The sequence below is a fragment of the Taibaiella soli genome (genome assembly GCF_003236175.1).
Classification (GTDB): domain Bacteria; phylum Bacteroidota; class Bacteroidia; order Chitinophagales; family Chitinophagaceae; genus QKTW01.
The window spans coordinates 59142-74939 of the sequence record NZ_QKTW01000009.1 but is presented as its reverse complement, the minus strand read 5'-3'; the positions used below and the strand labels follow the sequence as shown (position 1 = coordinate 74939).

The window sequence follows — 15798 nt, the reverse complement described above, 5'->3', positions numbered from 1 at the left end:
CCGGAATTGTGTGACCTCAAAAGCATTTGCTTCATGCCGAATATAAACTGCAAAAAAATTCTTACTACGATCTTGTTGTCTGCTTCTTTTATTTCGATGAATGCACAGTCTGTTACTGACAGCGCATGGACAGCACCGGACATGCCGGTTTGGAGCTTTATTCACCCAAATGAAAATGTGATTTCACAAGCAGATCAACTCGCACCGGTTTTGAAAAAATTGCTGGCTGTGCAGATGAAGAAGAAAGGCGTGGTACGTATCGTCCACATCGGCGATTCGCATTTGCAGGCCGATATGATGAGCAGCATTGTCCGTAATGGCATTCAGGAGTTTTTTGGCAACGCCGGCCGCGGAATGGTTTTTCCATATCAACTGGCGAAGTCAAATGCGCCGGGCGATATCGTTTCATCCTCTAATATTACCTGGCAGTATAATCGTTTAGCACATCCCGAAATCAGCATCGTAAATGGCTTGAGCGGATTTGGCATTCACACTACACAAAAAGATGCAACGGTTACCCTGCGACTTAAAGATGTAAACGGCGAATCGCAATACTTCAACAAAATGCAGTTCTTCCTCGGTGACGACAGTAGCAGCTATACGCTCGAAGTGAATGATAAAAACTCACCAATAACACTAGTCACGAAACCGGGTCATGATAATCCATCACTCGTTTATCAATCAGATAGTTTGTTATCGCAATTCACGCTCACGAGAAATACACCGGGCGAATATTCTTTTTATGGTGTGTCCCTGGAGCGCAGGAATACGCCAGGCGTAGTTTATAACACTATTGGTGTAAATGGCGCACAATACGAGCAATTTACGAACACACCACTTTTCTGGAAGCAGTTGCCGGCATTGAATGCGGATTTGTTTATCGTTTCTTTGGGAACGAATGAAGCACAAATTCAAAATCTGAATGAAGATTCGCTACTCGCGAAACTCAACTATTTCCTGCAGCAAATTAAAGCAGCAGCGCCTAATGCTGTAGTGCTGATCACAACGCCGGCAGGCTCTTATTACAAAGGAGTGAAACCAAATGCCGTACTGGCACGGGTTACCAATGCATTGATTCGTTTTGCACAAGACAACCATTTACCTTACTGGGATCTGTATCACGTAAGCAGCGGCTATTCAGGCGCAGTTGCATGGAAGAAATACGGACTCATGAGCCATGACCTTGTACACTACAGCGCAAAAGGCTATCAATTACAGGGACAATTATTTTTTAACGCGCTGGCAAAAACCTACAATGATTACCGCAGCAAACAACCGAAGACAATTACTCCTTAAAACTGAAGGTAGATCGGCATTACAGGCTCTCCTGTCTTGAAATGCGCATAAACCATTACAAAAACAAGAAATACGCCTACGTATGCAAACATCGGTACACGATGCGCACGTTGCAACATTTTATCTGCGAAATCATCGGGAATAATATGCAGTAAATAACCGAGCGCCATCATGTAAATCACATATTGGTAATTGCTCCAGAACGCGCCTAAAACGCTTAGTGAGAAATGATGGGTAATTTGCATGATAAGCTGTGTGGCGGTATTGAAATCAACTGCCTTAAAGAAGATCCAGCAGAAACATACAAACTGAAAAGTCACAAACTGCGCCATCAGGCGATAATAGGTTTTATTCGACTGACGATCGATAAACTGTTTGTTGTTCGACATCCAGAGTTTGTGCATCGCCAGTGCAATACCGTGCATCGCACCCCAGATGATAAAGTTCCAGCTGGCACCATGCCAGAAACCACCCAGCAACATCGTGATGAACAAATTGACGTAGGTGCGTACTTTCCCTTTACGATTGCCGCCCAGCGGTATGTACAGATAATCCTGCAGCCAGCTGGAAAGTGAGATATGCCAACGCTTCCAGAATTCGGTTACCGATTTGCTCTGATACGGTGATTTAAAATTGACCGGAATCGTGATGCCCAGCCATTTCGCCATACCAATTGCCACATCACTATAACCACTAAAGTCACAATAAATCACAATCGCATATCCATACACCGCCATCAAACATTCCAGTCCGGTATAACGCGACGGATCGCTAAAAATAAAGTCGACAAAATTGGTTGTCAGAAAATCGGAGATGACCAGCTTTTTAAACAGACCGGAAACGATCAGATAAAAGCCCCTGGAAAAATCCTGCTGATTTACTTCGTAAGGTTTATGCAGTTGCGGAATAAAATCTTTTGCCCGTACAATCGGTCCCATCACCAATTTTGGAAAGAACGACAAGAACAGTAGATAGTTCATGAACTTCTGCTCCGGTTCAAACTCGCCACGATATACGTCAACGGTATAACTCAGATTTTCGAAGGTGTAAAACGAAATACCCACCGGCAATAAAATGTTCAGTGGATTGATTTTCGCAGCGAGAAAATCATTGCATAGCGCGATAAAGAAATTGGTGTATTTGAAATAGAATAAAAGTCCAAGATTGATAACAACACTCGTAATCAACAGCAGCTTCTTTGTACTTTTTGTTCTGGCCTTATAAATCGCATTTGACAATCCATAGTCAATGACCGCAGAAAGCAGTACCAGGCCTACGAAAAAGCCGCTCGCCTTGTAAAAAAAGTAAAGAGAGAAAAAACAAAACAACCAGGTTCTTGCCGTGGCGTTGTTGCGCAGCAGATAGTATAAACTAATGAATACAGCGAAAAAGTATACGAAGAAACCATTGTTGAACAACAATGGATTTTTAGGATCATATAAAAACTGCTTCAGGAAAAGACTCAGATCGAAAGATTGCATACAGCCGCCGCTTATTTTCTGTTTCTAACGTTTTGGGTAGCCGCCGGTCCTTGCGCAGTCACAGCGGGTTTAGTTTGTATTTTATTATATTCCTTCACAAAGGCGTCACTCAAGAGCTTACCTAAAATCTCTGCACCACGCTGATTCGGATGTATATAGTCTTTATTAGCCAGGGAGGGAGAAGCCGCCGCCCAGTTGACAATCGTATTCGCACCGCCCATACTGGCATACATGTTATAAAACGCAGTATTGTTATGAAACGCAAGCTCTGCCTGTGTTTTTACTAAACTGTCAATACCCACGGCAGACTGCCAGACGTCGTTATAACGGAACGCACGATCGGCAGTACTCACGATCAGGAATTCTGTATTCGGCATGGATTTACGCAGCTGTTTGATCACTGCTTCCATCTTTTTCTCGTACCAGCTATAATCTTTGTCATCCGGACGGAACATCAGATTGGCGCCGTATTCCATCACTACCAGGTCGTAGTCATTTTCATTGCTCATTTGCTGCAAAACAGTGGTATCGATTTTCCCCAATTCCAGGCCAGTAATTCCTCTAAATGAAAAATTGTCAACCACTACACCGCGCTGCGGCTCCATTGACATACCATATACTGGCAACTTCTTATTGTTGATCTTTAAACTCACAGCTGCTTTATTACTGCTGTCGAGTAAAATGCGGTTGATTTTATTGTTTGCTGTGAAATCGCGCTGCTGGCCATTTACCTCAATGGAAACCTTTCCATCCGCTTTACCGCAAATCAAGTATTTATCAAGTATTCTGGTGGAATCTTTAGACGTAGCATCTGTTAGTGTAATCGTTCCATTCTCCGTAAAGAAAGTATGACCCGAGAAAAACAGAGGCGCAGTCAATGCTTTATCTTTAAATGTTTCTTCTGTCCAATCCCCATTCCAGGAATGTTTTACAGTCGTGCGATATTGTGCCGTGACAGATTGCGCTGGTACAAAGCCTACGCCATAACCGCCAAAAATCTGTTGCAGTTGTTTCCTGAAAGTTTGTGTTACGAGATCGCCTTCAATCATGCTATCACCCAGCCAGGCAATACGCACTTTCGCTTTATCACCGTTTTTCAGCTTCTGAAATTTCTCCATCAGCATCGGCAATGCAGGCCGCGTCGTATCATCATTAAAATGAACCAGCGTTTTTTGCAACATGTATTGATCAAATGCAACCGCAGGCATCTGCGTCATTGAGGAGACTGGTGCAGACATGGAAGACGTTGCTTGTACGGCAGCTACAACGGGCGCGTCAGGCGCAACCTTCTCATGCACCACATCTGCAATGAGGTTGATATTTTTAAACGAAAGAAAATCCAGGTGAAAAACAGTGGCACAGATAGATCCGGCCAGCAAAATAAGAGTTGAAGTAAGCGTAAATACAACTACGCTTCTATTATGATTCATAAAAGACCGAAGCACCTTTAATTCCACAAAGGAAATTAATTATTTCGGTCACAACAAATGATATTCGGGGATTTCGCCTATTATAAATGATATTCGAGAACAATGTCCTCTACGCGCTTCGCCCACTGTTCCGGATTTTCTGAATAGCCTGTCTTGGCGATCTCCTCGAACCAAAGTTTATGATCCTCAGAACCCTTTAACCGGGGGTAGAATTCTTTCCGGGAGATAACTTCACAGAAATCCTTATAAGACGCAGCTGTACTGTGGTATTCTTTATAACGGCTTTTTCTGCCTCTTCCGGTATTCTTGCCTACAATGCCAAAATGATTATGATATCTTTTACTCACATCGGCACAACCCGAGGAGGATTCTACAATGGCCACAGATAAAATCACGCTTGCCGGAATGTTATAACGTTTGGAATAAGTATGTGCCATTTTCTTATAGCGCTTCACATAAGCCGCAGTTTGAGCATTATAGACAACGCCCTGGGCTTTGATTTCTCCGGCAAACAGCATTGATATTACCAGAACAACCAGCAGCGCAACTTTGCAGCCCGAAGTATTCTTTTTGTATAAACCGGCCTTACGGACATTCCATGTTTCAAAAAACATCATATAAATTCTGCATTTATTGACCGGTCCCATGATTTTAGCCGGTATTCACTAACCCATATATATCGTTATCAAAGAAGGCAAATATCGTTCCATTTTTTATTCATCTGTGCACAGCCCGAAACTAATTGGTATTTTCGTGCCGTTATGAAGCAGCGTTACTTTCCAAAAAAAACTAATACACCGGTCAGCGATGATTCCGTAAGCCTGAATAAATATATCAGTGATTCCGGATTTTGCTCTCGCCGCGAAGCCGATACATATATTGAACAGGGACGAGTGACCATCAATAACGAAGATGCGACGAAAGGAAACCGCGTGTATCCCGGAGATGTAGTTGAAATTGACGGAGAGCCGATCCGCAAAAAAGTAAAGACAATTTATATTGCTTTTAACAAACCTGCCGGTGTAACCAGCACCACAGACACCAAAGACAAGACCAATATTGTTGATTACCTCAAATTTCCGCAGCGCATATTCCCCATTGGCCGCCTCGATAAAGATTCGGAAGGGATTATTTTCCTGACGAATGATGGCGACGTGGTGAACAAAATCCTCCGTGCGGGCAATAATCACGAAAAAGAATATATCGTTGTTGTTGACAAACCGGTCACTCCTGAATTCATCAAACAAATGTCTTCAGGCGTGAAAATCATGGGTCAATGGACAAAACCTTGCAAGATCACACAGGAAGGCAAAAGCGTTTTCCGCATTATCCTCACCCAGGGCCTTAATCGCCAGATCCGCCGCATGTGTGAGACATTAGACTATAAAGTAGTCCGTTTGAATCGCATTCGTATCATGAATGTGCATCTGGGTAAATTACCGGTGGGCCATTGGCGCTATCTGACACCGGAGGAAATGGACACGATTCAAAAAATGGTTTCTGACAGCAGCAAAACGGAAGAAGCTTCACGCATCGAACGCAAAAAACCGGAGGTGAAAAAACCTGCGCCAAAACCGGAGCCAGCCAAATCGAAAGAAGCACCAAAAGGAAAAGGAAAAGACGTACCAAAAGAGAAAAAAGCGGCACCGAAGGAGCAAAACGATAACGATGCTTCTGAAAAGCCGCACAAGAGCAAAAAACTTTCTTATAAGGAGTTTCGCCAAAAGAAGAAATAGCACGGACGGCCTTCAAACCGAAAAACTTATTTATTTAAAGTATTTTTATTCCTCATCTTTTTTGAATTGAGCCTGCAGCCCAATGCCGGAAACTATTACAGTCATATCGCCTTGCCATAATGAAAATGTTACGGTAATCAAGTTTCTGGATCTTTTGCAGAATACTTTGCAAACGCTTCCGTATCATTTTCACGTGGTAGTCGTAGACGACTATTCTACCGACAATACAATCAAACTGCTGAAGGCATTTGAATTTACGGCATCAAATATTGAATTGCACATCATCAGACTGCGGTTCAATGTAGGGCATCAGGGCGCTATCTATCAGGGACTGGTTTTTGCACAGCATCTCAATTGCGACCATTTCATTGTAATGGATTCTGACGGCGAAGATTCGCCACTGGCAATTCCCGACCTCGTTGCGCATCTCAATTATGATATCGTGCATGTAGTCCGCGGAAAACGCCAGGAAAGCCTTTCATTCAAACTATCTTACTGGGTTTATAAAGGCATTTTTAAAGCCGTTACCGGCAACCAGATGAATTTTGGCAATTACAGCCTTTTCAACCGACGTATTCTGGAAACCGCACTGTACAATAATTTCCATCACTTCGCGGCTTTTCTTTCCAAACAGAAAGGAAGCCGTCAGTATGTGGTACATGCCCGCGACAAGCGCATTGACGGGAAATCGAAAATGAATTTTAAAAGTCTGGTACATCATGCGTTTAAATCGCTGGTAGAATATGGCGAGGACTTGCTCATGATCTTCCTGAAATTTTTCATTCTGATCATGATCCTGTTCGTTGTATCGATCAGCAATATATTGTATCAGAAATTCTGGGCACATACAGCCATTCTCGGCTGGGCAAGCACTACGGCTATCGGACTGCTCAATATGGCAATTATCTCCATCGGATTTTTCATCCTGGGTATTCTGCTTGTCAATCTCAATAACAAAAGAAACATTTATAACAGCCAATCCATTTTTGAAGAAATAAAACCGGTCGAGAAAAAATGACGACGCCCCAACTGAAGCGCAATTATCTGTCTGTTTATATACTGTTCCTATTTTGTCTGACACTTTTTGTACGCATCTTCCTGATCAATTTTTATAAATCGAATCCGGCAGGTGTCGACCAAAATGTGATTTATGGTATTCAGCGTGTCATTAATAATGAAGCGCTTTACCAGAATCCATCGAAAGCGCCGTTCGCCATTATGCAATACACACCGGTCTATTATGAATTTATGGGCTGGCTCTGCAAAAGGTTTCATATTCCGGTTTACAATGTGCAGGCAATTTATGTAGCAACCCGAACGGTTTCTTTGCTTTGTAACCTACTCTCCATATTATTCGTAGCGCTTACCACCAATTTATGGCTGCGCAATTTGAAAAAAGCGCTTGTATTCGCTCTTCCGGTCATTATGATTTTGACCAACCACTATCTGGGTCGTTGTGACAGCATGCATTTGCTGTTTTTCAGCATTTCTGTTTATTTGTTTTGCCATTATCTTAACTCCAGGAATATTGCACCGTTGCTGCTGGCTTCGTTGTTTACGGCCAGCTGTATTCTTACCAAGCAAAGTGGCATTTTACTACCCGCTATTCTTTGCTTCTACCTGGCGTTTATCCAACGTAAATGGCTGGTTGCATTCCTTTATGGTGCGCTTTCTGTCGCTTGTTTCGCGGGATTGCTCTGGTGGTTGATTGGTGGTGATTTCAATGCCTTCTATCAAAACGCCTATCTCGGTCTCAAAAACGGCTTCGACTATACCTTTCCAATTACCATTTTCATTTCTCAATTTTATTTCGACCTTATTCCTTGTTATATCCTGGCGTTTGTACTGTTTTACTTTTTCAACAAACAGATGCGTGAAAGCAGCGATATGCAACGTTTTTTCGGCTGGGCAATGTTGCTCTCGTTCTTGTTTGCCGTTATTACAGGTTTAAAGATTGGCAGCAGCAACAATTACTTTACCGAAATGCTTTTGTTTATCGTACTGGCATTTCCCGGCGTTATAAACAGTAGTGCAACGCAGGCAAAGCTGTTTACTATCCGTGGCAAAAACATCACCCTGAAAAGCTATGCAACATTCTGTTTGGTGGTATTGATTTCTTCAAAAGTAATCGGCCTTTTCTCCTCCGTATTTATTGAACGCTGGTTTAAGGAGGAAAAGAAACTCTATACATCGGCAACGCAGTTACATAATTATTTTATCCGCGAATTAAAGCTGCAGCCCGGTCAGTATGTTTATTTCACCGAACGTCATTTTCTCGATAATATCTTCTTTAACCAAAGCCTGTTACCCAATAAGGACGTTGCCAGCCAGGTCTATCTTGCCAATCCGAATACAATTGATTTTAGCCAATTTACAAACGGTATGAATAAAGGCCTGGTGCAATATATTGTTACCAGCGAAGAACATCCTGAATTGAATATTCTGCAAAAAGAGCTACCATTCGTTCAGTTTGACAGCACTGTATTCCGGAAAATGGGATCTGTATATGGCTACACTATCTTTCACTACGAGCCATAAAAAAGACCAGCGGATACGCTCCACTGGCCTTCATTATAAGTTTGACAGACGAGGCCTGATTTACGCTGATTAGCGGATAAGAAAAAGTTTGGTTACTCTTTCAGCTATTAGACAGATGGAAAGTTCGCTCAATATTTCATGAATGTCGTTTCCAGAATAAAACAGCCATATGACACAGATGGCCAACAGCCATTGTTTCATATGAACTACCGAAATACTTGTCTTCCGAAGATTCTTTTCTCTGTTATGATTCGTTTTCTTTAGAGCGCGAAGGGCGGTATTTACCCGGACGAAAGTTTTCTTTTTTTGCGTCGTTTTTATGGTAATATCTATAGTTACCATTTTGCGATTCTCCTATATGGATTGGCCGTCTGTCAAAGATCTGATGTAAAGTTAAGCAGTAGTATAGCAGAAACAAATCATATATTCTTATAGAAAAAATGCCAGTTCCAACCCTTGCTCCTGCATTAAACTTAGAAATCTGTGCATTAGCAAAACGCCGATATAGGATTTTCCTATCAAAATAATTTCCGAAAAAATACCGGACAGAAAGCAACCGCTTTTTTAAAACTGGCATAGTTGTTGACCTGTTAAGCTTACAGGCTTTCGAATTAATGTCTGTCCGCAAAATGAGAAACAACCAAAACCAGCATCGCTATCAGGCTGATCAGCTTTCCTATTATCCTGGTATCGACATTCCGCACTGTCAGATCTCCGCTTTCGCTGTCTGCATGGATGTCGTTATTCTGAGCTTGAAGGATATGCGTATTATCAGAGTGATGCCGGCGGAAATACAAGCTTTCCGGCAATGGTTACTAAAAAATCGAATCCGCGAAGTTGATCAGAAAAATATATAAAAAAAGGGTATCCCGTTTGAGATACCCTTTTCCAATTTTATACTGAAATGTATTAGTTCTTAAACTGAGGAATCAAATCCTGAGCCAGTTTCACCATTTTGTTGATACCGTCTTCAGGCAGGTTACCTTTTTTGAACTCAAGCAATACATCAGGAAGTTTCATTTCCATTTCGCGCATAAATGCATCTTCAAAAGCACGAACATTTTTCACCGGAACTTCGCGGATCAGGTTGTTTGTACCGAGGTAAATCATCGCAACTTGTTTCTCTACGCTATACGGAGTAAACTGAGGTTGTTTCAGGATTTCCACGTTACGGCTACCTTTATCCAGTACCACTTTCGTAGCAGCATCGAGGTCACCACCAAACTTAGAGAACGCTTCCATTTCACGGTAAAGTGCCTGATCCAGTTTCAGTGTACCAGATACTTTTTTCATGGATTTGATCTGAGCGCTACCACCAACACGGCTTACGGAGATACCTACGTTGATCGCAGGACGGATACCAGCCAGGAAGAGGTTTGACTCAAGGAAGATCTGACCATCAGTGATGGAGATTACGTTCGTCGGGATGTACGCAGATACGTCACCAGCTTGCGTTTCGATGATTGGAAGCGCCGTAAGGGAACCACCGCCTTTCACCATATGCTTAATGCTTTCTGGCAGATCGTTCATATTTTTAGCGATCTCATCGTTACCGATTACTTTCGCAGCACGTTCCAGCAAGCGGCTATGCAGGTAGAATACGTCACCAGGATAAGCTTCACGTCCAGGAGGGCGGCGAAGCAGCAGAGATACCTCACGGTAAGCTACCGCTTGTTTAGAAAGGTCATCATAAACTACGAGTGCAGGACGGCCAGTATCACGGAAGAACTCCCCGATCGCAGCACCGGCAAACGGCGCGTAGAACTGAAGTGGAGCCGGATCTGCTGCAGGAGCGGCAACGATTGTTGTGTAAGCCATAGCGCCGTTCTCTTCCAGTGTTTTCATAACACCGGCGATCGTTGATGCTTTCTGACCAATCGCAACATATATACAATAAACAGGTTTACCTGCTTCGTAAAATTCTTTCTGATTGATGATTGTGTCGATACAGATAGCTGTTTTACCTGTCTGACGGTCACCGATAACCAACTCACGTTGACCACGGCCAATAGGAATCATCGCATCTACGGCTTTCAGACCTGTTTGCAGTGGTTCTTTTACTGGCTCACGGAATACAACACCCGGCGCTTTACGTTCGATCGGCATTTCGTACAGTTCGCCTACGATCGGACCTTTACCATCAATTGGTTCACCCAGCGTATTTACAACACGGCCAATTACACCTTCACCTACTTTGATAGAAGCGATCTGACCAGTGCGACGAACACGTGCACCTTCTTTAATGTCAGAACCATCACCCATCAATACCACACCTACGTTATCTTCTTCAAGGTTCAAAGCGATTGCCTGTACACCATTTTCAAACATAACGAGTTCACCCTGACGTACGCCATTCAGTCCGTACACACGAGCAATACCATCACCGATCTGTAATACGGTACCAACTTCTTCGAGGTTTGCACCAGCGTCGAAGCTGCTTAACTGTTGGCGCAATATCGCCGATATTTCATCCGGTTTAATTTCAACCATGACTTGTGTTAGTTTATTATTCAGTAATTATTTTAAATATCGTAATTCCTAGTTAGTTAAAACTGCTTACGTGCAGGTTTTTAGTAAACTGAGCTTTAATCTCGTTCAGATCACGGCGAATACTTGCATCGATCAGTTTGTCCTCCAATTCTACAACAAAGCCGCCGATCAACGATGGATCTACAGCTGTTTCCAAATCGATTTTATCTTGAGAAGTGCTACCCAGCAGTTTGTGAATAATTGCCGCTTTCACTGAATCATTTACAGCAACAGCAGTGGTAAGTTTCACTGTGCGGATATTTTTCAATTCTTTGTATTGCCCGATAAATGCCTCAGCGATTTCGTCGAGGTTTGCCTCACGGCCTTTGTTAATCAACAGGCTCATGAATGCTTTTGTCAGCGGACTGATATTCTGTCCTACTACAGCATCGATGATGTGTTGTTTTTTATCAGCTTTTATGATCGGACTGCGCAGCATGTTGAGAAAATCACGGCTTTGAAGACAGATAGCAGAAAGTAATTGCATGTCAGCAAGAGTGCTGTCCAGCTTGTTTTGTTCAACAGCCAGTTCCAGCAGTGATTTAGCGTAACGTGATGCGAGACGTGGATTTTGCATTATTTCAATTAGTTCATTTGAAAATTTGAAAATTTGAAAATGAGTGCATTTTCAAATCTCCATACTTTCACATTTTCAAATTAGTTAAGTTTAATTTCTTCAGCAAGCAGGCTTGCATAGCTATTCTGAGCATCTGCAGAAGACAATTGCTTGCGGATGATTTTTTCCGCTACTTCAACAGCCAGGTTACCGATTTCATTCTTAACCTCAGTCATTGCAGCCAGTTTTTGTTGCTGGATCTGTTGTTGAGCGTCAACGATGATTTTGTTTGCCTCAGCTTTAGCTTGTTCTTTTGCTTCAGTTACGATGCGGTCTTTAGTTTCTTTTGCTTCTTTCAGCATTTGACTGCGTTCTTCACGAGCCTGAGCCATCAGCTTTTCATTTTCAGCCTGCATCACGCTCATTTCTTTCTTCACACGGTCTGCTGCAGCAATTGATTCCGCAATACCAGTCTCACGTTCGTTCAGCATTTTAAGGATAGGTTTCCATGCGGCTTTACGCAAGATCACCAACACAACGAGGAACGCGATGAGCGTCCACACAAATAAGCCGAGTTCCGGAGTAAGCAATCCCATAATCTATCTAATTAATTATTGATGTTGTTGTATTATTTCTTTACTATTTCAAATCTAAATTAAACTGCACCCGCTGCCCTATGCGTTGGATGCAGTTTAAAATCTTTAACTACTAGCCTACTACAGCCAGCAGACCTGCGATTACGCCGAACAGCGCAACACCCTCAACGAAGGCTGCTGTCAGGATCATGCTAGAGCGGATGTCACCGGCAGCTTCTGGTTGACGAGCGATAGATTCTACCGCACCTTTACCAATTTGGCCAATACCGAGACCAGCAGCCAGAGCAGCTACGCCTGCACCAATAGCACCACCTGCAGCGGCAGTACCGTCAATCGCTAAAAGAACTGTGTTTAACAAAGACATGTTATATATGGATTTAAAATAAAAAACTGATTAAAGAATAATTTCTTCGTTTGAATGCGCGTGATCAAAGCCATTTTCATCTGCATGATGATGACCTTCTTCAATCGCCTGACCAATAAATACCGCAGTCAGGTTAGTGAAGATGAACGCCTGGATTGCACCTACGAGCAACTCAAGGCAGAACATGAAGATGGAGAACGCTACAGAAATGATAGAGAAACCGAAACCGCCACCTGGATTTGCACCCATTTTACCAAAGATGAAGATGATAGACACGATGCTCAGAATGATGATGTGACCTGCCAGAATGTTGGCGAAAAGACGTATCATCAATGCGATTGGTTTAATGAACAGAGAAATGATCTCGATTGGAACCAGAATCAGTTTTACACCAATTGGTACTCCCGGAGGATTCAGCAAGTGACCCCAGAAATGCTTATTACCGTTAAACACCATTACCAGGAATGAAACCAACGCCAGACAACCCGTAACAGCGATATTACCTGTCAGGTTAGCACCGGCAGGGAACAAACCAAGCAAGTTGTTAATCCAGATAAAGAAGAATACAGTAAGCAACAACGGCATGAAACGTGCGTATTTTTTAGTGCCGAGGTTTGGTTTTGCTACTTCATCACGAACGAAAACCAGAATTGGTTCGATTGCATTCTGGAAACCGCTTGGCGCAGTCATTACACCGTTCTTCTTGTATTTTTTAGCAACGCTCGTCATGATCAGAATCAGCAGAATCACTGAAAGGAACATCGACAATACGTTTTTAGTAATGGAAAAATCGTAGACTTTAGAACCGTCGGCAGCTACAACAGAACCCACTTTCATGGCTTTCACATCAGCTTCACCCATACCTTTAGAATTCAGTTCTTTTTTGTAGTCTTCATCTACAAGGCGATAACCTTCATGTTCTTCGCGATGGCCTTCATGACCGAAAGCAGAAGAAGAAAACACAGAAAGACCTTTTGTTGGACTATATAATATTACCGGCAGCGGAAGTGTAGCGTGAAAATCTCCGGCTGTAAAGAAATGCCATTCGTGCGCATCACTGATGTGACCAAATATAACTTCTGAAGCATTGAATTTCTCACCTTCTTTGGCCTCTTTAGCGCCTTCATTAGCGAACGCTGGCAAGGAAGCTACAGACAAAGTAAGAACCAGTAGGAAAAAGGAAAAAATACGTTTAAAACTCATTACGCGGCCCTGAAATTTTGCGCAAAGATACTTGTTTTAAATTCAAAAAAAAGTAAGAGCATGGTTTTTTCATAGTTTAATTATCCAAAATGTTTATTTCTATGCCCCCCAACGCAAGAATTGCAAGCTTATTTTATATACACAGATACATTTCATCAATTTATATATCGCTCATTCTATTTCATCAGGTAAATAGAAGCCACACACCTCTTTTATAAAAAGGAAATACGCAAAAATCGGAGGACTAATCATCTCCCAAATTATGCTGCGCGTAAAATATAATCTAAAGCATTAAATATCAATCATCAATACTGAGACTCCACTTTTATCGCAGGATTTACCTTTTTCCAACTATTGCCATTTTGGAACAGCAAAATATAATCGTCCATTTTCCGCTTGAGGGTAATTTCATATCCCCAGCTGCCTTTTATCTCTGTGCGATAATATTCATTTTCATAGTTGGAAGCCCCGATGCAGTTAAACCACAGCCAGGTGGCATCCTGATTTAAAGCGACAAGCAACGTGCTGTCATTTTCCACATTAACATGTGCTCCGTCTTTGCTGCCGTTCATATTAAATGAGTAAACTTCCATTACCGGTCCTTTGAGCGGCGGCTGCACCAGCAGGTTATGCCAGAGCTTTACTTCGTTACCCCAATCTGTACCTACCATCGGTATTCCTTTATAACTCTCGGGCACGGTCAACAACAGCACAATTTTTTCGGGCTGATCCGGAATTGTTTTCATCAGATTATCGCCGATCTTTTCCGACCGCCACCAGTAATAGTTCAGCAGTCCGGTATACCCAACATTTACACCAATAAAAATCAATAACAATACACCGACTGTTTTACGAAAAGGGATTTGCGCCAGCAGCGTCACCAGTAAAAGAAACAAAAAGCCCAGATAGAAATAATTGTAGCGGTCGAACTGAACGAGCAACAGGTCATTGAACCACAACGGCGTTATAATGCCCATTGTGAAGCAAGTCCAGACGAAAAGCAAACTGGCAGTTTTGTATGCCGGTGCCATTTTGCGAAAACGGAATAGGATTAAACTACAGCAAACAACGATGGCGCCGTAGAAAATGGCAAGTGTCGCTTTCATCTCACAGATTGCGTAAATCTTCGCCCGGAATTCATGAGAACGAAACCGTCCCAGCAGCAGCACGTGAAATAAATACTTAAGCGGTTTTGAACCATAACTGATAAAATCCTGTTTGATCACAACATCCTGCCCAATATGCGCAAACCAGGTACCGTACATTAAACGAAAGACAGCGAGATTCACCCCAAAAAGCAAGAGTTCTGGCAAAACGAAGAAAAGGATGATCCGCCTGAGTGTACTTTTATCCCTTCCGGTGCCCAAACTATAAAAGAAACCAAGACTCAGCACCATCCACGGAGTTACATAAAACAACTCAATGGAGAATGTGGAAAGCAGAAACACAAAACCCGCAATCAGCGCGTGTTTCGCCTTGCCGGTACGAATAAACTGCTGTGCCTGGTAAAGTATGACGAGCAACAAAAACAAGCCCAACAAAAAATGGAAAGCTGATTCCCAGACAATTACTTCAGAAACATAAGGAGACACGCAGAATAAAAGCGTTCCGCCAAAGGCTATCCAATTACCATTTTTTAATCCTGTATCTGTGCATAATCCGGACACAATCGCGTAAAGTAATGTGCAGTTCAGCGCGTGCATGGACACATGTATCAAATGCCAACCCCATGGATTTGCGCCAACAAACTGGTATAACAGCCAGGTACAAAACTGGGTAAACTGATATAGACTATGAACCGTAAAATGGCTACGGTTGATATGATCAATGAAACTGCTTTCTCTGAGATCGGCCAACCATCCTGTAAAATCTTTTACAAAACCAGCTTTCGCTGCCGGCAGATAGAGAATAAAAAGAATAATCCAGTACAGAGCATACAAATAGCCCTTTTTACGAAGAATACTGTCCTGCAGCAGGGCAGAGATACGATTCATAGGAAATCAATGTAGATTTTGTTTAAACGAAGCCATTATCAGGGACTCTCGGGATAAAAATAACAATAAAATCGA

At 42.5% G+C, this 15798-nt stretch carries 14 protein-coding genes; 5 read left to right on the top strand and 9 right to left on the bottom strand.

Annotated elements, in window-relative coordinates; all coding sequences use genetic code 11:
• The first annotated feature begins 33 nt into the window (after window positions 1–33).
• Window positions 34–1296, top strand: coding sequence for a GDSL-type esterase/lipase family protein (locus DN068_RS05625; protein WP_165836292.1), 1263 nt, complete (start codon window positions 34–36; stop codon window positions 1294–1296).
• Here DN068_RS05625 and DN068_RS05620 read toward each other — a convergent pair.
• The 3 genes from DN068_RS05620 to DN068_RS05610 form a co-directional block, all read right to left on the bottom strand.
• On the bottom strand, window positions 1293–2777 hold the full coding sequence (locus DN068_RS05620) for an MBOAT family O-acyltransferase (RefSeq protein WP_110997918.1): 1485 nt from the start codon (window positions 2775–2777) through the stop codon (window positions 1293–1295). The genes DN068_RS05625 and DN068_RS05620 overlap by 4 nt on opposite strands.
• Window positions 2778–2788: 11 nt before the next feature.
• Window positions 2789–4207, bottom strand: a complete 1419-nt coding sequence (locus tag DN068_RS22555) for an SGNH/GDSL hydrolase family protein (protein ID WP_110997917.1) — start codon at window positions 4205–4207, stop codon at window positions 2789–2791.
• Window positions 4208–4287: 80 nt separating this feature from the next.
• Window positions 4288–4824 (bottom strand): glucosaminidase domain-containing protein, encoded by a 537-nt coding sequence (locus DN068_RS05610; RefSeq protein ID WP_165836291.1) that lies wholly within the window; start codon window positions 4822–4824, stop codon window positions 4288–4290.
• 144 nt (window positions 4825–4968) lie between these two features.
• On the opposite strand from DN068_RS05610, the gene rluF reads away from it, so the two are divergent.
• The 4 genes from rluF (at window position 4969) to DN068_RS05585 (ending at window position 9338) form a co-directional block, all read left to right on the top strand.
• Window positions 4969–5943: a 23S rRNA pseudouridine(2604) synthase RluF gene (rluF, locus tag DN068_RS05605; protein WP_110997915.1), complete on the top strand. Its 975-nt coding sequence runs from the start codon at window positions 4969–4971 to the stop codon at window positions 5941–5943.
• Between the two features lie 82 nt (window positions 5944–6025).
• Window positions 6026–6961, top strand: a complete 936-nt coding sequence (locus DN068_RS05600) for a glycosyltransferase (RefSeq protein WP_110997914.1) — start codon at window positions 6026–6028, stop codon at window positions 6959–6961.
• On the top strand, window positions 6958–8481 hold the full coding sequence (locus tag DN068_RS05595; RefSeq protein ID WP_110997913.1) for an ArnT family glycosyltransferase: 1524 nt from the start codon (window positions 6958–6960) through the stop codon (window positions 8479–8481). Before DN068_RS05600 ends, DN068_RS05595 begins: the two co-directional genes overlap by 4 nt.
• A 629-nt stretch (window positions 8482–9110) precedes the next feature.
• Entirely contained in the window at window positions 9111–9338 is a 228-nt protein-coding gene (locus DN068_RS05585) for a hypothetical protein (protein ID WP_123985241.1), read from the top strand.
• Between the two features lie 52 nt (window positions 9339–9390).
• On the opposite strand, the gene atpA is transcribed toward DN068_RS05585, so the two are convergent.
• The 6 genes from atpA to DN068_RS05555 all read right to left on the bottom strand — a co-directional run bounded on the left by atpA (window position 9391) and on the right by DN068_RS05555 (window position 15723).
• Window positions 9391–10971, bottom strand: coding sequence for a F0F1 ATP synthase subunit alpha (gene atpA / locus DN068_RS05580; protein ID WP_110997910.1), 1581 nt, complete (start codon window positions 10969–10971; stop codon window positions 9391–9393).
• A 52-nt stretch (window positions 10972–11023) separates the two neighbouring features.
• On the bottom strand, window positions 11024–11587 hold the full coding sequence (atpH, locus tag DN068_RS05575) for an ATP synthase F1 subunit delta (protein ID WP_110997909.1): 564 nt from the start codon (window positions 11585–11587) through the stop codon (window positions 11024–11026).
• Window positions 11588–11667: 80 nt separating this feature from the next.
• The gene (gene atpF, locus DN068_RS05570) at window positions 11668–12162 is read right to left on the bottom strand and encodes a F0F1 ATP synthase subunit B (RefSeq protein WP_110997908.1); all 495 of its coding nucleotides are present in this window, start codon (window positions 12160–12162) and stop codon (window positions 11668–11670) included.
• Window positions 12163–12274: 112 nt separating this feature from the next.
• A complete protein-coding gene (atpE, locus tag DN068_RS05565) occupies window positions 12275–12526 on the bottom strand; it encodes an ATP synthase F0 subunit C (RefSeq protein WP_110997907.1) in 252 nt (83 codons plus the stop codon).
• 30 nt (window positions 12527–12556) lie between these two features.
• Window positions 12557–13729 (bottom strand): F0F1 ATP synthase subunit A, encoded by a 1173-nt coding sequence (atpB, locus tag DN068_RS05560; RefSeq protein WP_110997906.1) that lies wholly within the window; start codon window positions 13727–13729, stop codon window positions 12557–12559.
• A gap of 305 nt (window positions 13730–14034) precedes the next feature.
• On the bottom strand, window positions 14035–15723 hold the full coding sequence (locus DN068_RS05555; RefSeq protein ID WP_110997905.1) for a hypothetical protein: 1689 nt from the start codon (window positions 15721–15723) through the stop codon (window positions 14035–14037).
• Window positions 15724–15798: the final 75 nt, after the last annotated feature.